Origin of the sequence: Nocardia farcinica (assembly GCF_001182745.1) — a bacterium.
GTDB lineage: Bacteria > Actinomycetota > Actinomycetes > Mycobacteriales > Mycobacteriaceae > Nocardia > Nocardia farcinica.
Genome location: NZ_LN868938.1, coordinates 3114460 through 3136699, shown reverse-complemented (window position 1 = coordinate 3136699; position 22240 = coordinate 3114460). Strand labels below are relative to the sequence as shown.

Sequence of the window (22240 nt, the reverse complement as noted above, 5' to 3'; positions counted from 1 at the left end):
TGTGCGGGTGGTGTGGATAGTTTCATAGAGTTACGGCGGTCATAGCGGTGGGGAAACGCCCGGTCCCATTCCGAACCCGGAAGCTAAGCCTGCCAGCGCCGATGGTACTGCACTCGACAGGGTGTGGGAGAGTAGGACACCGCCGGAACATCCTTTCCTGATAGGGGACCCATGACTGGGTCCCCTATCGGCATTTCCGGACCGGAACCGTTCGGCGACCGGAACATCGAGGCCTCCAATAGCGTTGGAGGCCTTTGCTGTTTCCGCGACCACCGCCGTTTGTGCCGACATCCTCGACTCGGCCGGCCCGCCCCCCTGATCGCAGCGCCCATTCGCGCACGGTCCCGCTCCCTCGAGCGCAGCGGTCACCGGTGGTCCGCCCCACTCGAGCGCGGCCTCGCCCACTCGAGCGGATGCCGGCCGACCGGTGGCGCGCGGTCCCGCGGACTCCTGCGCAGGCCGGCCACCCGAGCGCCACCCCGCTGATTTGACGCGCCGTTACCGGCGCGCTGCCTACTCGGGCAGGTCGCCGCTCTCCTGGTGAGCCGGCCCCGCCTGCCGGAGCGCGGCCCCGCTCGTGCGTGCGCACGCCATCGTCGAGCGCCGCCGTCAGCGCCGACGCGCAGCAGGCCGTCTGCGAGCAACCGTCACCACCGGCGCGCCTCGGTGCTGGTGACCACGTGCGTGAGGTACAGCGTCGGCCGGGCGACGGTGCAGAGCACGAGGACGACGAACACCGTCGCCAGGTCGGACCAGGCGGTGCCGCTTCCTCGTCGGCGTCTGCGCCGGCAGCCGGGCACGCGGTCCGCGCCGCGCCACCGCCTGCCCCTTCCCGCTGCACGCTCTGTCCTGCTCCAGGCCGAGCCCTGCGACCATTGCCTCGGTACTCGACGGCGCGGCATCGGTACTCGACCGCGGGGCATCGGTATTCGACGGCGGGCATCCGCAGCCGTCGGAGATGCCCGCCGCATTCCCTCGCCTGCTGTTGCCCTCCGGGCACGCGATTCCGGTCCGCACCGGCAGACCCACCCGGGCATCGCTGGACCGCTACGCCCCACACGTCATCGGACCACATCGCCGATAGCACCCGCCCGATCCGGCCGGTCGTTCCCGACGAATCTTCGGCCCTTGGCGGGCACAGGTGGTGCGTGCTGGTCCGTGGGCATCGAGCCCCTAAACTGTTACCGGTGCGCCTCGTGATTGCTCGTTGCCAGGTCGACTACGTCGGTCGTCTGACCGCCCACCTCCCGATGGCCCGCCGGCTGCTGATGATCAAGGCCGACGGCTCCGTGCTCGTGCACTCCGACGGCGGCTCCTACAAGCCGCTGAACTGGATGAGTCCGCCGTGCTGGCTCGACGAGCGCGATCTCGCCACCGCGGAGGTGCCCGAAACGGCGAAGGCGCTGTGGGTGGTGACCAACAAGGCCGGTGAGGAACTGCGGATCACGATCGAGGACATCGAGCACGACTCCTCGCACGATCTCGGCATCGACCCCGGGCTGGTGAAGGACGGTGTCGAGGCGCATCTGCAAGAACTGCTCGCCGAGCACGTGCAGACGTTGGGGCCCGGCTACACCCTCATCCGGCGCGAGTACATGACCGCCATCGGGCCGGTGGATCTGCTGTGCCGGGACGCCGGCGGCGCCACGGTGGCGGTGGAGATCAAACGCCGCGGCGAGATCGACGGTGTCGAGCAGCTGACCCGCTACCTCGAACTGCTCAACCGTGACCCGTTACTGGCCCCGGTGTCCGGGGTGTTCGCCGCGCAGCAGATCAAGCCGCAGGCGCGCACACTCGCCGAGGATCGCGGCATCCGTTGCCTCACACTCGATTACGACGCCCTCCGCGGCACGGAGAGCAACGAATTCCGGCTGTTCTAGGCTTGGGTACGTGCCCCGTCGCAAACCGCGTGCCGACCGCAAGGCGGGCCGCCTCGACGGTGGCCGGCCGCTGAGCGACGTGTTCGGCTCGGTGGAGCCGGGGCCGGACGGGGACGAGGACTACGCGGTGCGCACGATCCCGGCGGCGCGGGCGCTCAAGACCTACCGGTGCCCCGGATGCGATCACGAGATCGCGCCGGGCGTCGCCCACATCGTCGCCTGGCCGCGGTTCGGCGGTGAGGACGACCGTCGGCACTGGCATCGCGGCTGCTGGAACGGGCGCCGGACCCGGCGCATCACGCGCCGTTGGTCCTGATCGGCGCAAAGCCGATCCAGCCACCCGGAAATTAGGGAAGGCCGCCCCCGGCGAAACCGGGGACGGCCTTCGGGCTGAACCGTGGTGATAACCGCGTCGTCGCCTTCCGGGAACCGACGTCAGTTGGCGATCTCGGCGTTCTCGCGCTCGTCGGCGTCGATGTCCTCGTCGTCCTCGGCGGCCTCGGGGATCGCCTTGGTGGTGCGGGCACCGACCGACTTGGTGTTGTTGCCGCCGATCGACTTACGCTGTTCCGGCACGCCGTCGAGCAGCTCGCTCTCGCGGTTGACCGCCGCGAGCATGGCGGGCACCGAGTCGAGCTGACCGCGGATGCCGAGCAGCTGGGCGAGCACGCGGCCGCGCAGCACCCGCATCTCCTCGGCCAGTTCCTTGGCGTGGGCGATCTTGCGCTCGGAGGTCTGGGTCGCCGAGGTGATGAGGCGGTTGGCCTCGTCGGTGGCGTCCTTGATCCGCTGCGCGGCCTCGGCCCGGCTGGTGGCCTCGAGCTCCTCCATCTGGCGGGTGAGCTTGGTGCGCCGCTCGGACATCGTGACCTCGAAGTCCTGCTGCGCCGCCTTGCGCTTGGCCTCGGCCTCCTTGAGGATCCGCTCCGCCTCGGCCTGGGCGGCCTCGATGATCTTCGCGGACTCGGTGCGCGCGTTCGCGAGCGTCTGCTCGTACTCGATCTCGAGCGCTTCGCGCTTTTCCTTCGTCTCCGCCAGCAGCGACTCGTACTTGCCGCGCATCTCGGCGGCCTGCTGCTCGGCGATCGACACCATCTCGGCGGCCTCGGCCTGGGCCAGCGCCCGGACCTCGGAGGCCTCGTCCGACGCCAGCCGCAGCATGCGGGAGATGCGGTCGGACATGCCTTCGGCGGTGGTCGGCGGCACCGAGAGGCGGTCGACCTCCTTACGGAGCTCGTCGATCTCGTCCCGCGCGTCCTCCAGCTGCGCGGCAAGGTTACGGGCCTGCGCCGCAGCGGCATCGCGGTCGGTGGCCGTGACCCTCAGTTCGGCATCGAAGCGGTCGAAGTAGTTACGCACCTCGTCTTGTGCATAACCCTTCCGCACAACGGTGAAGGGCAATGCGACGAAGCGATTGCGATCGGACTCAGGTGACGACATGGCACACAAACTACAGCCTAGGCGCGGCCGATGGTGACTCGACCGCGAATGTGAAGGGGGCTGGTTTCCGGGCGTCCGGGCCGATACTAGTGCGTAACATCCGGGTTCGGTTCGACCAACTCGACCAGCACACCTCCAGCATCCTTCGGGTGGATGAAATTGATGCGGGAATCGGCGGTTCCGTGCCGCGGAGCCTCGTACAGCAAACGCAGTCCGCGGCCGCGCAGGTACGCCGAGACGGCCTCGATGTCGGTGACCCGGTAGGCCAGTTGCTGGAGTCCCGGTCCGTTGCGATCGATGAACTTGGCGATGGTGGAGGACTCGTCCAGCGGGGCCAGCAACTGCAGCGCGGTGGCGCCGTCGGGGGCGCCGGGCAGCGACAGCATCGCCTCGTGCACGCCCTGGCTCTCGTTCACCTCGCGATGCGTTTCGACCATGCCGAGATTCTCGGCGTACCAGGCGATCGCGGCGTCCAGGTCGGGCACGGCCACGCCGACGTGGTCGACGGCGACCACGTAGTCGCCGGGAATGAAGTCGCCGGGGGTGGATTCGGATGTCTGATTCGCGTTGCTCACACCTCGACGGTAGCGCCCCACCTGCGCGATGTCCGTTCCGCCCGACCGGCTACCGTTGAGTAGAACCACTTGACATCGCGTCGTCGCCGTGCGATGGCGCGGCCGCGAAGAATGCGAGGCTCGTCGTGACCACATCCGTCATCGTTTCCGGTGCGCGCACCCCGGTCGGTCGCCTGCTCGGCGGACTGAAGGACTTCTCGGGCTCGGACCTGGGCGGGTTCGCCATCAAGGCGGCGCTCGAGAAGGGCGGCGTCGCTCCGGAGCAGGTCGAGTACGTGATCATGGGCCAGGTGCTCACCGCGGGCGCGGGCCAGATCCCGGCCAGGCAGGCCGCCGTCGCCGCGGGCATCCCGATGGACGTGCCCGCGCTGACGCTGAACAAGGTGTGCCTGTCGGGCATCAACGCGATCGCGCTGGCCGATCAGCTCATCCGCGCCGGCGAGCACGAGATCGTCGTGGCCGGCGGCCAGGAGTCGATGAGCCAGGCGCCGCACCTGCTGGAGAAGAGCCGCGAGGGCTTCAAGTACGGCGACGTGACGCTGCGCGACCACATGGCCTACGACGGCCTGCACGACATCTTCACCGATCAGGCCATGGGCCTGCTCACCGAGCAGGGCAACGACCGGCAGCCGATCAGCCGCGAAGACCAGGACGCCTTCGCCGCCGCCTCGCACCAGCGCGCCGCGGCGGCCTGGAAGAACGGCGTCTTCGACGACGAGGTGGTGCCGGTCGCGGTGCCGCAGCGCAAGGGCGACCCGGTGCTCGTGACCACCGACGAGGGCATTCGCGCCGACACCACGGTGGAGTCGCTGGCCAAGCTGCGCCCGGCCTTCCGCAAGGACGGCACCATCACCGCCGGGTCGGCCTCGCAGATCTCCGACGGCGCCGCCGCGGTGGTCGTGATGAGCAAGGCGAAGGCGCAGGCGCTCGGGCTGAGCTGGATCGCCGAGATCGGCGCCGCCGGCGTGGTGGCGGGCCCGGATTCGACCCTGCAGGACCAGCCGGCCAACGCCATCGCGAAAGCCTGTGCCAAGCAGGGCATCTCGCCGGCCGACCTGGATCTGGTCGAGATCAACGAGGCCTTCGCCGCGGTGGGTATCGCCTCCACCCGCAAGCTGGGCATCGACCCGGCCAAGGTGAACGTCAACGGTGGCGCCATCGCCATCGGGCACCCGCTCGGCATGTCCGGTGCGCGCATCCTGCTGCACCTGGCGCTGGAGCTGAAGCGGCGCGGTGGCGGCATCGGCGCGGCGGCGCTGTGCGGCGGTGGTGGGCAGGGCGACGCGCTCATCGTCAAGGTCTGACGGGTAGCCGATACGCCGCGTCCCGCGTCCGCGGGGCGCGGCGTTCACATGTCCGGATCCGACCGATCTGTCCGATGTGACCGGTTCAACTACGACCCGGTGTAGTTGGTGCGGCACAATAGGGCGCATGGGCTACTTCGATCTGCGCAGCGTCGCCGGGAGATTCCGATTCTTCGCCGTCCTCGAGGCACTGTCGTGGCTGGGACTGCTGATCGGCATGGGCTTCAAGTACCTGCCCGATCCGGGCAACGAGGTGGGCGTGAAGATCTTCGGCCCGGTGCACGGCGCGATCTTCATGCTGTTCGTGCTCACCGCGCTGCTGGCCGCGCGCGAGCTGAACTGGAACTGGAAGACCACCGTGCTCGCGCTGCTGTCGAGCATCCCGCCGTTCTTCACCGTCGTCTTCGAGGTCTGGGCGGTGCGCACCGGCAAGCTGACCGCCGCCGAAACCGCCGATTCCGCCGACGCCGCGGGAGCCGTTCGCGCCTCCTCGTGACAAACTGGAAACCGTGACTCGACCAGCCGCACGCCGTCCTTCGCCAGCAGTCGCCGCAGCCATGTCCGGAGCGGTAGACCTGTCCAGTCTGAAGCAGCCGCCCGCGGGCGCCTCCGGTGGCGCGGCCGGCGGATACGCCGTCTCGGAAGCCGATTTCGAGACCAAGGTGCTGCGCCGGTCGCTGCAGGTGCCGGTGGTGGTCGCGCTGTACTCGCAGCGCAGCCCCGGCAGCGTCGAGCTGGTCCGCACGCTCGAGCGGATGGTGGCGGCCGACGGCGGCACCTGGGATCTGGCGACCGTCGAGGCCGAGGCCAACATGCGGATCGCGCAGGCGCTGCGGGTGCAGGGCATTCCGACGGTGATCGCGATCGCCGCGGGCCAGCCGCTGGCCGATTTCGAGGGCGCGCAGCCGGAGCCGCAGGTGCGTCAGTGGATCGACGCGGTGGTCCAGGCCGTGGCGGGCAAGCTCGAAGGCGACGGCGGCGAGCCCCAGCCGCAGGAGGACCCGCGGTTCGTCGCCGCCGAGGAGGCGCTCGAACGCGGCGACATGGCGGCCGCCGAGGCCGCCTACGAGCAGATCCTTGCCGCCGAGCCGAACAACACCGAGGCCAAGGGCGCGCTGCGGCAGCTGCGGTTCCTGGCCAGGGCGCAGCAGGTGCCCGCCGACGCCGTCGCCACCGCCGACGCCGACCCCGCCAACGTGGACGCGGCCATCGCCGCGGCCGATCTGGAACTGCTCAACCAGCAGCCGGAGGCCGCGTTCGACCGGCTCATCGCCGTCGTCAAGCGCAGCGCGGGTGACGATCGCACCAAGGCCCGCACCCACCTGCTCGAGCTGTTCGAACTGTTCGACCAGGCCGAGCCGTTCGTGGTGGCGGCGCGGCGCAAGCTCGCGGCCGCGCTGTACTGATCCGGCGGTACTGATCCGGCGCCGCCTACGCGCGCGGCGCCGCCAGCCAGACCGCGCTGTTCGGCGCCAGCGCGACGGTGGCCGACACCGGCCGTCCGTGCCAGGGGATCTCCTCGGTGCGGACCACTCCGTAGTTGCCGACGCCGGAGCCGCCGTAGTCGGCGGCGTCGGTGTTGAGGATCTCGGTCCATTCCCCGGCGATCGGCAGGCCGACCCGGTACTCGCCGTGCAGTGCCCCGGAGAAGTTGAACACGCAGGCCACCGTCGAGCCGTCCGAGCCGTAGCGCAGGAACGCCAGCACGTTGCGGTCCCGGTCGTCGGCCTCGATCCAGGCGTAGCCGCCGGGGGTGGTGTCCTGGCTCCACAGCGCGGGCGTGGCGCGGTAGACGCGGTTGAGGTCCCGCACGGCGGTGGCGATGCCGCGGTGCAGCGGATTGTCCAGTTCGCCCCAGTCCAGGCCGCGGTCGTGTGACCACTCGCGGAACTGGCCGAAGTCCTGGCCCATGAACAGCAGTTGTTTGCCGGGGTGCGCCCACATGTAGGCCAGCAGTGCGCGCACTCCCGCCGCCTTGGCGAAATCGTCGCCGGGCATCCGCGTCCACAGCGTGCCTTTGCCGTGCACCACCTCGTCGTGGCTGATCGGCAGCACGTAGTTCTCGCTCCACGCGTACACCAGCGAGAAGGTGATCTCGTTGTGGTGCCAGGACCGGTGGATCGGGTCGCGCGCCAGGAACCCCAGCGTGTCGTGCATCCAGCCCATGTTCCATTTCATGGTGAAACCGAGGCCGCCCACCTCGGTGCCGCGGGTGACACCCGGCCAGGTGGTGGACTCCTCGGCGATGGTCACCACGCCCGGGTGGGCGCGGTGCACGACGTCGTTGAGCTCGCGCAGGAAGGCGACGGCCTCCAGGTTCTCCCGGCCGCCGTGGATGTTGGGTTCCCAGTTCTCGCCGCGCGAGTAGTCCAGGTAGAGCATCGAGGCGACGGCGTCCACGCGCAGGCCGTCGATGTGGAACTCCTCGATCCAGAACCGGGCGTTGGCGACCAGGAAGTTGCGCACCTCGTTGCGGCCGAAGTCGAAGACGTAGGTGCCCCAGTCGAGCTGTTCGCCGCGGCGCGGGTCGGGATGCTCGTAGAGCGGGGTGCCGTCGAAGCGGGCCAGCGCCCACTCGTCCCGCGGGAAATGCGCGGGCACCCAGTCCAGCAGCACGCCGATGCCCGCACCGTGCAGGTGGTCGACGAACGCGCGGAAGTCGTCGGGGGAGCCGAAGCGGGCGGTGGGGGCGTAGTACGAGGTGACCTGGTAGCCCCAGGAGCCGCCGAAGGGATGTTCGGCGACCGGCAGCAGTTCGACGTGGGTGTAGCCCGCCGCCCGCACGTAGTCGGCCAATTGCTCGGCCAGTTCCCGGTAGCCGAGGCCGGGCCGCCACGAGCCGAGGTGCACCTCGTAGACGCTCATCGGGGAGCGGGTCGGGTCGGTGCTGCGCCTGCGCTCCAGCCACTGCGCGTCCTGCCAGGTGTAGTCGCTGCCGGTGACGACGGAGGCGGTGGCGGGCGGCGGCTCGGTGGCGAAGGCGAGCGGGTCGGCGTGATCGACGACCCGGCCGTCGGCGCCGTGCACCCGGTACTTGTATTTCGTGCCGGGCCCCACGTCCGGCACGAACACCTCCCAGATACCGGAGGTGCCGAGGGCGCGCATGGGCGCGGTGTTGCCGCTCCAGCCGTCGAAATCACCGATCACCGTGACGCCGCGGGCGTTCGGTGCCCAGACGGCGAAGGACGTGCCCGACACCGGTCCGTCCAGTGTCGTGTACCGGCGCGGATGGGCGCCGAGCACGTGCCAGAGGTGTTCGTGGCGGCCTTCGCCGATCAGGTGCAGGTCGAGTTCGCCGAGGGTGGGCAGGAAGCGGTAGCCGTCGGCGGCGATCACCGTCGGACCGCCGGGGTACTCGGTGACGATCCGGTAGTCCATCAGCTCGGGGTGCGGGAGCACCGCGGCGAAGACGCCGTAACCCACCGAGTCGAGTGGATGGTCGACGCCGCCCACGCGCACGCTCACCTTGGCCGCGTGCGGGCGCAGCACCCGCACGACGGTGCCGTCGGGGTGCGGATGCGCGCCGAGCACCGTGTGCGGATCGCGGTGCGTGCCCGCGGCGAGCAGCATGAGATCGCGGCGTTCGACCAGCGGGCGCGGAATGTCGCGGCGGGGTGCGGGCAACTCGCCGTGGCGGCGGTCGGCCGGATCCTCGGGGCCGCTCATCGCAGGCTCCGCCGGTGCGCGAGCGGGGTGCGCAGGGCGGCGGGCACCGGCGGCAGCGCGATGATGTGCGCGACGGCGCGGGCCGGGTCCAAGCGCACCCAGTTGGTCTGTCCCCAGTGGTATTCCTCGCCGCTGACCTCGTCGAAGACCACCGGGTGGTCGTGCCATTCGCGCCCGATCGCCGGCAGGTCCACGGAGATGAAGCCCTCCTCGGGTCCGAACGGGTTGAGGTTGACGATGGTGAGGACCGCGTCACCGCTGACCGGGTCGAACTTCGAGTAGGCGATGAGCGCGTCGTTGTCGACGTGGTGGAAGTGCAGGCAGCGCAGCTGTTGCAGGGCCGGATGCGCCCGGCGGATCTCGTTGAGGCGGGTCAGCCACGGTTCGAGGGATTCCCCGCGCGCCAGCGCGCCGGCGAAATCGCGGGGGCGCAGCTCGTACTTCTCCGAGTCCAGGTACTCCTCGCTGCCCGGGCGGACCGCCTGGTGCTCGAAGAGCTCGAAGCCGGAATACACGCCCCAGGTGGGGGAGAGGGTCGCGGCGAGCACCGCCCGGATGGTGAACATGCCGGGACCGCCGTGCTGCAGGCTCTCGTGCAGGATGTCGGGGGTGTTGACGAACAGGTTGGGGCGCGCCTCGTCGGCCTTGGCCGCGAGCTCGTTGCCGAACTCGGTGAGCTCCCACTTGGCCACCCGCCAGGTGAAATACGTGTACGACTGGCTGAATCCGCGCCGGGCCAGGCCGTAGAGGCGGGCGGGGCGGGTGAACGCCTCGGACAGGAACACCACGTCGGGGTCGTCCTTGCGCACGGTGGCGATGAGCCATTCCCAGAAGTCGGCGGGCTTGGTGTGCGGGTTGTCGACCCGGAAGATCTTGACGCCCAAGCCGATCCAGTGCCGGACGATCCGCAGCACCTCGGCGTAGAGGCCGTCGGGGTCGTTGTCGAAATTGACCGGGTAGATGTCCTGGTACTTCTTCGGCGGGTTCTCCGCGTAGGCGATGGTGCCGTCGGGCAGCGTGGTGAACCACTCCGGATGTTCGCGCACCCAGGGGTGGTCCGGCGCGCACTGCAGAGCCAGATCGAGGGCGACCTCGAGGCCGAGTTCGGCGGCGGTGGCGACGAACTCGGCGAAATCGGCCTCGGTGCCGAGCGCGGGGTGCACCGCGTCGTGGCCGCCGTCCTTCGAGCCGATGGCCCAGGGCGAGCCGACGTCGCCGGGCTCGGCGACGAGGGAGTTGTTGCGGCCCTTGCGGTTCACCTCGCCGATCGGGTGGATCGGCGGCAGGTACACCACGTCGAAGCCCATGCCGGCGATGCGCGGCAACTCCTTGGCGGCGGTGGCGAAGGTGCCGTGCACCGGCCTGCCCTCGGCGTCCCGGCCGCCGGTGGAACGCGGGAAGAACTCGTACCAGGAGCCGAACAGCGCGCGCGGGCGCTCGACGGCCACGCAGTGCTGCGGGCCGCGGGTGACCAGATCGCGGAGCGGGGTGGTGCGCAGGATCTCGGCGACCTCCGCGCCGAAGGCGGGCGCCACCCGGGCAGGCAACTGTTCGTCGCTGCGCAGTGCCGCGGCGGCGGCGCGCAGTTTCTCGAACTTCGCCTTGGGCAGCGCCTGCGCGGCGCGCTCGAGGAGGCGGGCGCCGAGCTCGAGATCGTTGGCCAGGTCGGCCGCGCTCTGCCCCACGGCGAGCTTGGCCTCCACCGCGTGGCGCCAGGTGGCGATCGGGTCGCCCCAGCCCTCGATGCGGAAGGTCCAGGTGCCCGGCGTGTTCGGGATGAAGGTGGCGTTGAACACGTCGGGCTCGGGATCGGGGGTCATCCTGATCCGGGTGGGCCGGGTGGCGCCGGGCCCGCGCACCGCCAGCGTCGCGGCGACGGCGTCGTGCCCCTCGCGCCAGACCACGGCACGCACCGGGAACACCTCGCCCACCACGGCCTTGGCCGGGCGGCCGCCGGGAATGGACGGGGCAGTGTCATCGATGGCGATGCGGCCGGTCACGTGCACCAACCTACTGGAAGATCACCGGCCGCGGCGGCTCGGCATCCACAGGGCGACCGGGGGCGGTTGTGCCTGTTGAGAGCGTTGTTCGTGGACGGCGACGGCCGCGGCGGCCGTGTAGGGTCTAGCCGGTGAAGGCTTTGCGCAGGTTCACTGTCCGTGCCCATCTGCCCGAGCGGTTGGCGGCCCTGGGGGAGCTGTCCACGAATCTGCGGTGGTCGTGGCATCCGCCCACCCAGGATCTGTTCTCGGCGATCGATCCGCAGCTGTGGCGCGAGGTCGGCCGCGATCCGGTCCGGATGCTGGGGGAGGTGCCCGCCGCCCGGCTCGACGAGCTGGCCGCCGACGCCGGCTACGTGGCGAGGGTCGACGCGGCCGCCGCGGATCTGCGCGGTTACCTCGACGCGGCGACCTGGTTCCAGCGGCAGGGCCGCGAGGACGGGGTGCGCGGTATCGCCTACTTCTCCATGGAGTTCGGCGTCACCGAGGTGTTGCCCAACTACTCCGGCGGTCTGGGCATCCTGGCGGGCGACCATCTCAAGGCCGCCTCGGACCTGGGGTTGCCGCTGATCGGTGTCGGGTTGCTGTACCGGTCCGGGTACTTCCGGCAGTCGTTGTCGGCCGACGGCTGGCAGATCGAGCACTATCCGGCGCTGGATCCGCAGGGTCTGCCGCTGCGGTTGCTGACCAGCGAGGGCGCGCCGGTGCTGGTGCACGTGGCGATGCCGGATCAGCGGGTACTGCGGGCCCGGGTGTGGATCGCGCAGGTGGGGCGGGTGCCGCTGCTGCTGCTGGACTCCGACATCGCGGAGAACGATCCGGAGTTGCGCGCGGTCACCGACCGCCTCTACGGCGGCGACCAGGACCACCGCATCCGCCAGGAGATCCTGGCCGGGATCGGCGGCGTGCGCGCGGTGCGGGCGTTCACCCGCGCCGAGGGGCTGCCCGATCCGGAGGTCTTCCACATGAACGAGGGCCACGCGGGCTTCCTCGGGGTGGAGCGCATCCGCGAATACGTGGCCGACGGGATGGATTTCGACACCGCGCTGGCGGTGGTGCGGGCCGCGACGGTGTTCACCACGCACACTCCGGTGCCCGCGGGCATCGACCGGTTCCCGATGCCGATGGTGCGCCGGTACTTCGGCGGCGCGCACGGCGAGCCGGAATCGGCGCTGCTGCCCGGGCTTTCGGTCGACCGGATCCTGGCGCTCGGCCGCGAGCCGGACCCGGCGGTGTTCAACATGGCGCACATGGGCCTGCGGCTGGCGCAGCGGGCCAACGGCGTCTCCCGGCTGCACGGCGAGGTGAGCCGCGGCATGTTCGCCCCGCTCTCGCCGGGTTTCGACGCCGAGGAGGTGCCGATCGGATCGGTGACCAACGGCGTGCACGCGCCCACCTGGGCCGCGCGCGAATGGATCGACAAGGCGCGCGAACTCGTCGGTGTGGAGCTGGCGGAGGAGGGGCGCGGCTGGGAGAAGCTGCGCGAGGTCGATCCGGCCGAACTGTGGTCCACCCGCAACACCCTGCGCGCCACGCTGGTGGCGGAGGTGCGGCGCAGGCTGCGGGCCTCCTGGCTGGAACGTGGCGCCGCCGAGGCCGAGCTGGGCTGGATCGATCAGGTCTTCGACCCCGACGTGCTCACCGTCGGCTTCGCCCGCCGGGTGCCCACCTACAAGCGGCTGACCCTGATGTTGCGCGACCCCGAGCGGTTGCGCGCGCTGCTGCTGCATCCCACCCGGCCGATGCAGCTGGTGGTGGCGGGCAAGAGCCACCCCGCCGACGACGGCGGCAAGGCGCTGATCCAGCAGGTGGTGCGGTTCGCCGACGACCCGGAACTGCGGCACCGGATCGTGTTCCTGCCCGACTACGACATGTCGATGGCCCGATACCTGTACTGGGGCTGCGACGTGTGGCTCAACAACCCGCTGCGCCCGCTGGAGGCGTGCGGCACCTCCGGGATGAAGTCGGCGCTCAACGGCGGGCTCAACCTGTCCATCCGGGACGGCTGGTGGGACGAGATGTACGACGGCGAGAACGGCTGGGCCATCCCGACCGCCGACGGCGTGCGCGACGAGCACCGCCGCGACGACCTCGAGGCCGCCGCCCTCTACGAGCTGTTCGAGCGTTCGGTCGCGCCGCGCTTCTACGACCGCGACGCGAACGGCATGCCGGTGCGGTGGGTGGAGATGGTGCGCCACACCCTGCAGACGCTCGGCCCGAAGGTGCTGGCCTCACGGATGGTGCGCGACTACGCCGTCGAGTACTACGGCCCGGCCGCGGCGGCCTACCGGCGGGTGAGTGCCGACGACTACGCGGGCGCCAGGGCGCTGGCCGAGTATCGACGGCGGGTGGAAGCGGCCTGGCCCGCGGTCAAGGTGATCCAGGTGGACAGCGCCGGCCTGCCCGACACCCCCGTGATCGGTGCGCCGCTGTCGCTGACCGCGCGCGTCGACCTGGGCGGGCTCGCGGTCGCCGACGTGACCGTGCAGGCGGTGCTGGGCCGGGTGTCGCCCGGTGACGACCTCAGCGATGTGACCACTGTCGAGATGGCCCACACCGGTTCCGACGGCGGTGTCGAGTTGTTCACGGTCGAGACGCCGGTACCGCTGTCCGGTGCGGTCGGCTACACCGTGCGGGTGTTGCCGCGCCACGAGCTGCTGGCCTCGCCCGCCGAGCTGGGCCTGATCGCGGCGCCGCGCGGCTGACGCCGGGCCGCCGGTGCACGCCCGGCACGGTCACTCTCGACCGCCGCCGGGCGGGGACCGGCACGGCAGCGGCCGTGTGTCGGGTCACTCCGGCGCCCGGCAGCGGGACCCCGCGGCGCGAACCGGTGAATTCTCCGCTACCGTCCGTTCATCCCCCTGCCCCACCTGGAAGAACCGGAGAACCGCCTTGGCAACCGACGCGCAGCCCCGCGGCCTGAGTCGTCTCGACGACTACTTCGGCATCACCCGCACCGGATCGACGGTACGGCGGGAGATCATGGCGGGCACCGTCACGTTCCTGGCGATGTCCTACGTGCTGGCGGTGAACCCAGGCATCCTCGGCGACGGCGGCGCGCTGGGCGACAAGGGCATTCCGATGCAGGCCGTCTTCACCGCGACGGCGGTCGCGGCGGTGTTCGGCACCTTGGTGATGGGCCTGTGGGCCCGGTACCCGATCGCGCTGGCGCCGGGCATGGGCCTCAACGCCTTCTTCGCCTACTCGGTGGTGCTCGGGATGGGGATCCCGTGGCAGGTGGCGCTCTCGGGCACGTTCCTGTCCGGGGTGATCTTCTTCGTGCTCGCGGTCACCAAGGTGCGCGAGCGGATCCTGGACGCGATCCCGCTGCAACTCAAGCTCGCCGTCGGCGCGGGCATCGGGTTGTTCGTGGCGTTCCTCGGCCTGAAGAACGCGGGCATCGTCGCCTCCAGCGAGGCCACCTTCGTGACCCTCGGCGACTTCACCGAGGGCCGCACCCTGCTGGCCCTGTTCGGTCTGGTCGTCACGATCGTGTTCCTGGTCAAGGGCTGGCACGGCGCGGTGCTCTACGGCATCGTGCTGACCGCGGTGCTCGGCATCGTCACCGGCCTGGTCGATCTGCCGAGCGGGGTGGCGGCGCTGCCGCGCGGGCTGGACCAGACCTTCGGCCAGGCGATCATCCACCTCCCCGACGCGTTCACCGCGCAGATGGCCGTCGTCGTGCTCACCATGCTGTTCGTCGACTTCTTCGATGCCTCGGGAACGCTGATCGGCGTGGCCAATCAGGCGGGCCTGCTGGACAAGCAGGGCAAGCTGCCGCGCGCGGCGAGCGCCTTCGCCGCCGATTCCATCGGCACCACCGCGGGCGCGGTCATCGGCACCTCCACCACCACGGCCTATGTCGAGTCGACCGCGGGCGTCACCGCGGGCGGGCGGACCGGGCTCACGGCGGTGACCACCGCGGGCTGGTTCCTGCTGGCGATGTTCTGCTACCCGATCTTCTCGGTGGTGGCCGCGTCGGGGGAGGTCACCGCGCCGGCGCTGATCGTGGTCGGCATCCTGATGGCGCGCTCGCTGGGGCAGATCGAGTGGACCGCGCTGGAGTACTCGATCCCGGCGTTCATCACCATCATCATGATGCCGTTGACGTACTCGATCGCCAACGGGCTGGCGATGGGCATGGTCTTCTACCCGATCGTGATGGCGGCGCGCGGCCGGATCCGGGAAGTACACCCGGCGATGTGGGCGTTGCTGGTGGTGTTCCTCGGATATTTCTTCTTCCTCGCGGAATAGGTCCGCGGGCTCGCCGGTTGGAAGGGGTTGTGCGACAAGCGGACTGGAGTCCGTTTAGTTGCCGAGCCTAACGACCGAGTCGGAACGACCGCAGGGACTGATCATGACCACGACGCATACCGCTCCCGTCCGCGACCGCGACACCATCACCACCACCGCATTCGACAACGCCGCCGCCGCCGACATCGGCCTGCTGATCGTGCGTGTCGTCTTCGGCGGCCTGCTGGCCGCGCACGGCGCGCAGAAGTTGTTCGGCTGGTTCTCCGGCCCCGGCCTGGACGCCAACAACGCCATGTTCGAGGCGATGGGCTACAACCCCGGCGCGCTGTTCGGCACCCTGGCCGGGCTCACCGAACTCGTCGGCGGCCTGTTGCTGGCATTCGGCCTGTTCACTCCGCTGGCCGCGGCCATCGCGCTCGGCACCATGATCAACGCGATCAACGCAACCTGGGGCCCCGGCCTTTTCGGCCAGGGCGGCTGGGAGATGGGGCTGTTGTTCGGTGCCGTCGCCGCGGGGCTCGGCTTCACCGGTGCGGGTCGCTACGCCCTCGATGCCGGGCGGCCGTGGGAGCGCAACGGATTGGTGTGGGGCGTCGGCGTGCTGGGGTTGGCCGTGGTGTCCGCGGTGCTGACGCTGATCCTCAAGTGGGCCTTGTGATCTCGGTACGGGACTGAGACCGCCGGGGCGCTCGGCGTGGGGGCCGGGATCGGCCGCGCGCGCCGCGCTCGCGTGAAAACCCTATCCGCCGTGGGCGATCGGGGAAGGCGGTGGCCCCGCGCCGCGTGCAGGGCTTGGCGCGGGGACCGGATACGTCGGCGCGGGAATTGGGTATCCACCGAGGTACCGGTGCTCAATGTAGTTCCGTCCGGAACCATAGAGCAGGTTTTGTGCGTCAGATCACAGTTTAGCGGCGTCGGCGGTGAGTCGGCGCAGCGCCTTGGCCACCACGTCGGGATCCGTTGTCTCCCAATACGGTGGCAGCGTGGCCCGCAGGTAGCCGCCGTATCGCGCGGTGGCCAGGCGGGAGTCGAGCACCGCGATCACGCCGCGGTCGTCCACGCTGCGCAGCAGCCGGCCGGTGCCCTGGGCGAGCAACAGCGCGGCATGGTTGGCGGCCACGGTGAGAAAGCCGTTGCCACCGCGGGATTCGACCGCCCGCTGGCGCGCGGCCAGCAGTGGATCGTCCGGGCGGGGGAACGGAATGCGGTCCAGGATCACCAGACTCAGCGACGGGCCCGGCACATCCACCCCCTGCCAGAGCGACAGGGTGCCGAACAGGGAGGTCTCCGGATCGTCGGCGAACTTGCCGACCAACGCGCCGGTGGCGTCCTCACCCTGGCACAGCACCGGGGTACTCAGGCGGTCGCGCATCGCGTCGGCGGCCGCGCGGGCCGCGCGCATCGAGGAGAACAGGCCGAGCGTGCGCCCGCCCGCGGCGTCGATCAGCCGCTCGATCTCGTCGAGGTAGGCCGGCGGCAGCCCGTCGCGGCCGGGCGGCGGCAGATGCTTGGCGACGTAGAGGATGCCGGACTTGGCGTGGTCGAACGGCGAGCCGACATCCAGGGAACTCCAGCGGATCGACTCGGTGTCCGAGGGCGCTCGGCCGCCGTTCGCCGTCGCGGGGTCGACGCGATCGCCGGACTGCGCGGGCAGGCCCCAGGTGACCGCGAGATTGTCGAAGGAACCGCCGATTTGCAGTGTCGCCGAGGTGAGGACGACGGTGGCCGCACCGAACAGCCGGGCGCGCAGCAGCCCACCGACCGACAGCGGCGCCATCCGCACGGTCTTGCGCGGCACCCCGCCCCGGCTCTCCTCGGCCGCCAGCCAGATCACGTCGCGCCGGGCGGCCGGGTCGGGCTCGTCGAAGGCGGTGAGCGCGCGCACCGCGCTGTCGTGCACCTCCTCCACGGCCGCCACCGCGAAGTTGCGCGCCGCCGCGGTGTCCGGGTCGCCCTGGGCGGTGGAACTGCCGGGCGGGGACAGCTCGGTGCGGGCGTTCCACGCGGAGTCGCGGATGAGCGCCAGCACCTGCGCGGCGCCCTCGGGCAGCCGGTCCCACCGGGCGGGCGGCAGGTTGTCGAGGATCTCGTGCCAGGCCTCCGCGGCGCCCTCGAGCCGGTCGACCTCGCGCTCGTCGATGAGTTTGGCGCAGCGGCGGGCCGCGGCGCTGATGCTCGCGGCCGACAGCTCCGCGGTGGCCACCCCGGTGACCCGGTCGACCAGCTCGTGCGCCTCGTCGATGACCACCACGTCGTGCTCGGGCAACACCTGGATGCCGCTGATGGCGTCGATGGCCAGCAGCGCGTGGTTGGTGACGACCACGTCGGCCTGGGCCGATTCGCCGCGGGCGCGCTCGGCGTAGCAGTCCTGCCCGAACGGACACCGGGACTTGCCCAGGCATTCACGGGAGGAGACGCTGACCTGCCGCCAGGCCCGGTCGCTGACGCCGGGCGCCAGCTCGTCCCGGTCGCCGGTCTCGGTGTCGGAGGCCCATTCGTTGAGCCGCTGCACCTCGCGGCCGAGCCGGGAGATGGCGAAGGCGTCGAAGAGCTCGGCCTCGGCGGGCTCGTCCGGGACGGCGCTGTTGATCTTGTTCAGGCACAGATAGTTGTTGCGGCCCTTGAGGATCGCGAAGCGCGGCGGGCGGCCGAGCGGCCCGGCCAGTGCCTGCGCCAGGCGCGGCAGGTCCCGGTCGACCAGCTGGCGCTGCAGGGCGATCGTCGCGGTGGAGACCACCACGGTGCGGCCGGTGCGCACCGCGTGCCGCAGGCTCGGCACCAGGTACGCCAGCGACTTGCCGGTGCCGGTGCCCGCCTGCACGGCCAGGTGCTGTTTGGTGTCGATGGCGTGGTCGACGGCCGCGGCCATCCGCACCTGGCCCGGACGTTCCTTGCCGCCGAGCGCGTGCACGGCGGTGGCCAGGAGTTCGGCGGTGGGAGGCAGTTCGGGCACGCGTGCAGCCTACTGCCCGGCACCGACACCGCGAGCGAGCGAAGGTGCGCGGCGGCGTCCTACCGGCCGGGCAGCTCCCCGGCCAGTTCCACGCCCGCCTCCCGCAGCTGCACCAGGGCCTTGTCCACGGTCTCCGGCGCCACGCCCGCGGTCAGGTTCAGCAGCACCCGCGTGTCGAAACCGGCCGTGCGCGCGTCCAGGGCGGTGGCGCGGACGCAGTGGTCGGTCGCGATGCCGACCACGTCGACGGCGTCGATGCCGCGGTCGCGCAGCCACTCGGCCAGCGCCGTGCCGTCGGCCGCGGCACCCTCGAAACCCGAATAGGCGGCCGAGTATTCGCCCTTGGAGAAGATCTCCTGCACCCCGGCGGTGTCCAGGTTCGGGTGGAAGTCCGCGCCCGGTGTGCCGACCCGGCAGTGCGGCGGCCAGCTGTCGACGTAGTCCGGAGCGGTGGAGAAGTGCGGGCCCGGGTCGATGTGGTGATCGCGGGTGGCCACGACGGCGGCGTAGTCGCTACCGGTGACGTGATCGCTGATCCGATCGGCGACCGCGGCGCCGCCGGTGACCGCCAGGGAGCCGCCCTCGCAGAAATCGTTCTGCACGTCGACGATGATCAGCGCCCGCCTCATGCCCCGAGGCTACCCCGCCCGGCGGGGCAGGCCCCGCTCAGGAGACGAAGGTGGTGGGCACGGCGGGTTCGCCGTCGGAGAGCTTGAGGCCCTCCCACGGCAGGCTCACCAGCCCGCGCGCGACGCGGTCGCGGGCGTCGGTGATCGTCGGCAGGTCGTCGACGACCGCACCGCCGCGCACCAGCGGCACCAGCAGCTGCCTGGCCTCGAAGCCGTCGGTGGCCGGCGGCTCGGCGGTGGCCGGGTAGACGATCTCCTCCACGATCGTGCCCGAGCTCTTGGTCAGCCGCAGTGCCCGCTTGGCACCGCCGCGCGATTCCTTGTGGCTGCTGCGCTTGACCACCGGCACGCCCTCGACCTCCACCAGCTTGTAGACCATGCCCGCGGTCGGCGCGCCGGAACCGGTGACCAGCGAGGTGCCCACGCCGTAGACGTCGACGGGTTCGGCGCGCAACGCGGCGATCGCGTACTCGTCGAGGTCGCCGGAGACCACGATGCGGGTCTTGGTCGCGCCGAGGGCGTCCAGTTGCTCGCGGACCTGCCGGGCCAGCACACCCAGGTCGCCGGAGTCGATGCGCACGCCGCCCAGCTCCGGTCCGGCCACCCGGATCGCGGTCGCCACCCCCTCGGTGATGTCGAAGGTGTCGACCAACAGGGTGGTGCCGACGCCGAGCGCGGCGACCTGGCTGCGGAACGCCTCGGCCTCGTGCGCGCCGTCGCGGCCGCTGTGCAGGAGGGTGAACGCGTGCGCGCTGGTGCCCGCGCCGGGCACGCCGTAGCGGCGCACCGCCTCCAGATTCGAGGTGGCGTCGAAACCGGCGAGGTAGGCGGCCCGGGACGCGGCGGGTGCGGCCGCTTCGTGGGTGCGGCGCGAGCCCATCTCGATCATCCGGCGGCCGTCGGCGGCCGAGACCATGCGGGCCGCCGCCGAGGCGATGGCACTGTCGTGGTTGAAGATCGACAGGATCAGCGTCTCCAGCACCACGCACTCGGCGAAACTGCCGCGCACGGACAGGATCGGGGAGCCGGGAAAGTACAGCTCGCCCTCCGGATAGCCGTCGATGTCGCCGGTGAAGCGGTACTCGCGCAACCAGTTCAGCGTGCGCTCGTCGAGGAACCCCGCCACCACCGCGAGCTCGGGCTCGCCGAAGCGGAAGTGCCGCAGCGCCTCGAGCAACCGCCCGGTACCGGCGACCACGCCGTAGCGGCGCCCGTGCGGCAAGCGCCGGGCGAACACCTCGAACGCGCAGGTGCGCGCGGCCGAACCGTCGGCGAGCGCGGCGGCCAGCATGGTGAGCTCGTATTGATCGGTCAGCAGCGCGGTGCTCGTGGTGACCTGGTCGCGGATGTCCACTCCGTCACTGTAGACAGCGGGCACCGGGGGCGCGCTCGCCCGATCCGGCCGGGTCCGGCTGGGGTGTTGAGTATCGCGAGCCGCGTCGTACCCTTGACGTTATGGGCTTGTGCAATACGAACCTGACACTGTCGGCGGCACAGGCGACTCCGGAAGCGGTGGAATACACCGAGATCCTGGAGGCGGAGGACCGTCCGTGGGTGACTGTCGTGTGGGACGACCCGGTCAACCTGATGCACTACGTGACGTACATCTTCCAGAAGCTTTTCGGCTACAGCAAAGCCAAGGCGACCGAGTTGATGCTGCAGGTGCACAACGAAGGCAAAGCCGTTGTCTCGTCCGGATCGCGCGACAAGATGGAGCACGACGTCCGCCGACTGCACGCCGCCGGCCTCTGGGCCACCATGCAGCGAGACGACTGACCCTGCGACTACCCTGGCGCTCGTGCGTGATGGGACGAGCAGCCGTGCGTAAGTGGACCAGGAAGAACTCGCTGGGCGGCCTGAAGCTGCGCGCCGAGATGGACGCGCACGAGGCCGAGGTGCTGCGCTCGCTGGTGGGCGCGGTCTCGGGACTGCTGGCCGAACGGGCCCAGTCCGCGCCCGAGGACGAACTGAGCGCGCTCACCGGCCTGCGCACCGGCAACACCGCGCCGCCGGACGATCCGCGACTGGCGCGGCTGCTGCCCGACTTCCATCGCAGCGAGCCCGGTTCCCCCGACGCCGACCGGGCCGGACTCAACAGCGCCCTGCGCGCGCTGCACGAACCGGAGATCATCGACGCCAAGCTGGCCGCGGGTTCGGTCGTGCTCGACACCGTGCCCGCCCGCGGCGGCAAGATCGTGCTCACCCCCGAGCAGGCCGACGCCTGGCTGAGCGCGCTCACCGACGTGCGGCTGGCGCTGGGCACCGTGCTCGGCATCGACGCCGAGACGCCCGACCAGCTCGATCCGGACGATCCGCGGGCGCCGCACCTGGACGTCTACCACTGGCTCACCTGGATGCAGGACAGCCTGCTGCAAGCACTCGCGCCCTAGGGGAGGACTACGGCATGACGGCGGTTCCCGGTCCGCGCGACGCGCTCACCGACGTGGCCGGGCTGCTGGTCGGCCACCACCACGTCCTCGACGCCGACGCCTCGCTCGGTGCGGGTGCGGCCACCGGCTGCACCGTGGTGCGGGCGCCGGGCGGGGTCACCGCCGCGGTCGACGTGCGCGGTGGCGGGCCGGGCACGCGGGAGACCGATCTGCTCGATCCGGCCAATACGGTGCGCCAGGTGCACGCGCTGCTGCTCACCGGCGGCAGCGCCTATGGTCTGGCCGCCGCCGACGGGGTGATGCGCTGGCTGGAGGAACACGGCGAAGGCATCCCGATGGACCCGGCCGAGCCCGCCCGGGTGGTGCCGATCGTGCCCGGCGCGGTGATCTTCGACCTGCCCGTCGGCGCCTGGGACATCCGCCCCACCGCGGAGTTCGGCCTGCTGGCCGCGCAAGCCGCGGGCACGGAGTTCGCGCGCGGCTCGGTCGGCGCGGGCACCGGCGCTCGCGCGGGCTCGATCAAGGGCGGTGTCGGCACCGCCAGCGTGGTGCTCGGCGACGGGCCCGCCGCGGGTGTCACGGTGGCCGCGCTCGTCGTGGCCAACCCGGTCGGTTCGGTGTTCGATCCGCGCACCGGGCTGCCGTGGGGGGTGGGCACCAACGGTCCCGAGCGATTCGGTCTGCGGCCGCCGACACCCGAACAGCTCGCCGCCGCCAACGCCTTGCCCGTCAAGGGCACCGTTCTCAACACCACCATCGGGGTGGTGGCCACCGACGCCGCGCTCGATCCGGCGGGCTGTCGCCGCATGGCGACCACCGCGCACGACGGGCTCGCCCGCGCGATCCGGCCCGCGCACTCCCCGCTCGACGGCGACACCCTGTTCGGCGTCGCCACCGGCGCGGTGCAGCCGCCCGGCTTCCCGCTGCCCTCGGCGTTTCCGGCCGAACTGCTGGTGCTCGACGCGGTCTGCACGGCCGCCGCGGTCTGTGTGGAACGGGCGGTGGTCGACGCCGTGCTCACCGCCACCACGGTGGCGGGCGTGCCCGCCTACCGCGACCTCTTCCCCTCCTGAGCCCGCCGCCCCGGGTCCGATCCGCCGGGAATAGCCACATATCCTGGCTCGTTGACGGCTGTGACGAGCAGGTGCG

General features: G+C 71.2%; 18 protein-coding genes and 1 rRNA gene. 12 read left to right on the top strand and 7 right to left on the bottom strand.

Features of this window, described 5'->3' with window-relative positions; genetic code table 11:
• Positions 1-31: 31 nt before the first annotated feature.
• The 3 genes from rrf to AMO33_RS14885 all read left to right on the top strand — a co-directional run bounded on the left by rrf (position 32) and on the right by AMO33_RS14885 (position 2196).
• Positions 32-148 (top strand): 5S ribosomal RNA (gene rrf / locus AMO33_RS14895).
• A gap of 1039 nt (positions 149-1187) precedes the next feature.
• Positions 1188-1880, top strand: coding sequence for an endonuclease NucS (nucS, locus tag AMO33_RS14890; protein ID WP_041559891.1), 693 nt, complete (start codon positions 1188-1190; stop codon positions 1878-1880).
• A 10-nt stretch (positions 1881-1890) separates the two neighbouring features.
• The gene (locus AMO33_RS14885; RefSeq protein WP_011207602.1) at positions 1891-2196 is read left to right on the top strand and encodes a hypothetical protein; all 306 of its coding nucleotides are present in this window, start codon (positions 1891-1893) and stop codon (positions 2194-2196) included.
• Between the two features lie 119 nt (positions 2197-2315).
• On the opposite strand, the gene AMO33_RS14880 is transcribed toward AMO33_RS14885, so the two are convergent.
• Both AMO33_RS14880 and mce read right to left on the bottom strand, forming a co-directional pair.
• Positions 2316-3320, bottom strand: a complete 1005-nt coding sequence (locus AMO33_RS14880; RefSeq protein WP_041559892.1) for a coiled-coil domain-containing protein — start codon at positions 3318-3320, stop codon at positions 2316-2318.
• 86 nt (positions 3321-3406) lie between these two features.
• The gene (gene mce, locus AMO33_RS14875) at positions 3407-3895 is read right to left on the bottom strand and encodes a methylmalonyl-CoA epimerase (RefSeq protein ID WP_011207604.1); all 489 of its coding nucleotides are present in this window, start codon (positions 3893-3895) and stop codon (positions 3407-3409) included.
• Positions 3896-4020: 125 nt separating this feature from the next.
• On the opposite strand from mce, the gene AMO33_RS14870 reads away from it, so the two are divergent.
• The 3 genes from AMO33_RS14870 to AMO33_RS14860 all read left to right on the top strand — a co-directional run bounded on the left by AMO33_RS14870 (position 4021) and on the right by AMO33_RS14860 (position 6605).
• Positions 4021-5199, top strand: a complete 1179-nt coding sequence (locus tag AMO33_RS14870; protein ID WP_060592991.1) for an acetyl-CoA C-acetyltransferase — start codon at positions 4021-4023, stop codon at positions 5197-5199.
• A 127-nt stretch (positions 5200-5326) separates the two neighbouring features.
• The gene (locus AMO33_RS14865; RefSeq protein ID WP_060592990.1) at positions 5327-5695 is read left to right on the top strand and encodes a DUF3817 domain-containing protein; all 369 of its coding nucleotides are present in this window, start codon (positions 5327-5329) and stop codon (positions 5693-5695) included.
• Positions 5696-5756: 61 nt separating this feature from the next.
• Complete coding sequence (locus AMO33_RS14860; RefSeq protein WP_041559893.1) at positions 5757-6605, top strand: tetratricopeptide repeat protein; 849 nt, start codon at positions 5757-5759, stop codon at positions 6603-6605.
• Between the two features lie 25 nt (positions 6606-6630).
• Here the strand turns inward: AMO33_RS14860 and glgB are convergent, their stop codons facing one another.
• Together glgB and AMO33_RS14850 are read right to left on the bottom strand one after the other, a co-directional pair.
• On the bottom strand, positions 6631-8865 hold the full coding sequence (gene glgB, locus AMO33_RS14855; protein WP_060592989.1) for a 1,4-alpha-glucan branching protein GlgB: 2235 nt from the start codon (positions 8863-8865) through the stop codon (positions 6631-6633).
• Positions 8862-10865, bottom strand: coding sequence for an alpha-1,4-glucan--maltose-1-phosphate maltosyltransferase (locus tag AMO33_RS14850; protein ID WP_060592988.1), 2004 nt, complete (start codon positions 10863-10865; stop codon positions 8862-8864). The genes glgB and AMO33_RS14850 overlap by 4 nt, the downstream gene beginning before the upstream one ends.
• A gap of 131 nt (positions 10866-10996) precedes the next feature.
• Between AMO33_RS14850 and glgP the strand changes: the two genes are divergently transcribed.
• The 3 genes from glgP to AMO33_RS14835 all read left to right on the top strand — a co-directional run bounded on the left by glgP (position 10997) and on the right by AMO33_RS14835 (position 15777).
• Positions 10997-13570, top strand: a complete 2574-nt coding sequence (gene glgP / locus AMO33_RS14845) for an alpha-glucan family phosphorylase (protein ID WP_060592987.1) — start codon at positions 10997-10999, stop codon at positions 13568-13570.
• 187 nt (positions 13571-13757) lie between these two features.
• Entirely contained in the window at positions 13758-15119 is a 1362-nt protein-coding gene (locus AMO33_RS14840) for an NCS2 family permease (protein WP_060592986.1), read from the top strand.
• Positions 15120-15222: 103 nt separating this feature from the next.
• Positions 15223-15777 (top strand): DoxX family protein, encoded by a 555-nt coding sequence (locus AMO33_RS14835; RefSeq protein ID WP_228790267.1) that lies wholly within the window; start codon positions 15223-15225, stop codon positions 15775-15777.
• Between the two features lie 240 nt (positions 15778-16017).
• Here AMO33_RS14835 and AMO33_RS14830 read toward each other — a convergent pair whose 3' ends face one another.
• From AMO33_RS14830 to AMO33_RS14820, 3 genes are read right to left on the bottom strand one after another with little or no spacing between them, the layout of a single operon-like run.
• The gene (locus tag AMO33_RS14830; protein WP_060592985.1) at positions 16018-18072 is read right to left on the bottom strand and encodes an ATP-dependent DNA helicase; all 2055 of its coding nucleotides are present in this window, start codon (positions 18070-18072) and stop codon (positions 16018-16020) included.
• 59 nt (positions 18073-18131) lie between these two features.
• Entirely contained in the window at positions 18132-18701 is a 570-nt protein-coding gene (locus tag AMO33_RS14825) for a nicotinamidase (RefSeq protein WP_060592984.1), read from the bottom strand.
• Positions 18702-18738: 37 nt separating this feature from the next.
• A complete protein-coding gene (locus AMO33_RS14820; RefSeq protein WP_060592983.1) occupies positions 18739-20055 on the bottom strand; it encodes a nicotinate phosphoribosyltransferase in 1317 nt (438 codons plus the stop codon).
• A 101-nt stretch (positions 20056-20156) separates the two neighbouring features.
• Between AMO33_RS14820 and clpS the strand changes: the two genes are divergently transcribed.
• Genes clpS through AMO33_RS14805 form a run of 3 tightly spaced genes read left to right on the top strand, consistent with a single transcriptional unit; the run spans position 20157 to position 22164 of the window.
• Entirely contained in the window at positions 20157-20477 is a 321-nt protein-coding gene (clpS, locus tag AMO33_RS14815; protein ID WP_011207616.1) for an ATP-dependent Clp protease adapter ClpS, read from the top strand.
• 44 nt (positions 20478-20521) lie between these two features.
• Positions 20522-21091 (top strand): oxidative stress transcriptional regulator AosR, encoded by a 570-nt coding sequence (aosR, locus tag AMO33_RS14810; RefSeq protein ID WP_041559895.1) that lies wholly within the window; start codon positions 20522-20524, stop codon positions 21089-21091.
• 14 nt (positions 21092-21105) lie between these two features.
• Positions 21106-22164, top strand: a complete 1059-nt coding sequence (locus AMO33_RS14805; RefSeq protein WP_060592982.1) for a P1 family peptidase — start codon at positions 21106-21108, stop codon at positions 22162-22164.
• Positions 22165-22240 lie beyond the last annotated feature (76 nt).

Excerpts from the sequence above, each read along its gene's own strand:
- AMO33_RS14865 (WP_060592990.1), top strand. The coding sequence starts at position 5,327 with ATGGGCTACTTCGATCTGCGCAGCGTCGCCGGGAGATTCCGATTCTTC.
- glgB (WP_060592989.1), bottom strand. The coding sequence starts at position 8,865 with ATGAGCGGCCCCGAGGATCCGGCCGACCGCCGCCACGGCGAGTTGCCC.
- clpS (WP_011207616.1), top strand. The coding sequence starts at position 20,157 with ATGGGCTTGTGCAATACGAACCTGACACTGTCGGCGGCACAGGCGACT.
- AMO33_RS14825 (WP_060592984.1), bottom strand. The coding sequence starts at position 18,701 with ATGAGGCGGGCGCTGATCATCGTCGACGTGCAGAACGATTTCTGCGAG.
- AMO33_RS14860 (WP_041559893.1), top strand. The coding sequence starts at position 5,757 with ATGTCCGGAGCGGTAGACCTGTCCAGTCTGAAGCAGCCGCCCGCGGGC.
- AMO33_RS14835 (WP_228790267.1), top strand. The coding sequence starts at position 15,223 with ATGACCACGACGCATACCGCTCCCGTCCGCGACCGCGACACCATCACC.
- AMO33_RS14880 (WP_041559892.1), bottom strand. The coding sequence starts at position 3,320 with ATGTCGTCACCTGAGTCCGATCGCAATCGCTTCGTCGCATTGCCCTTC.
- AMO33_RS14805 (WP_060592982.1), top strand. The coding sequence starts at position 21,106 with ATGACGGCGGTTCCCGGTCCGCGCGACGCGCTCACCGACGTGGCCGGG.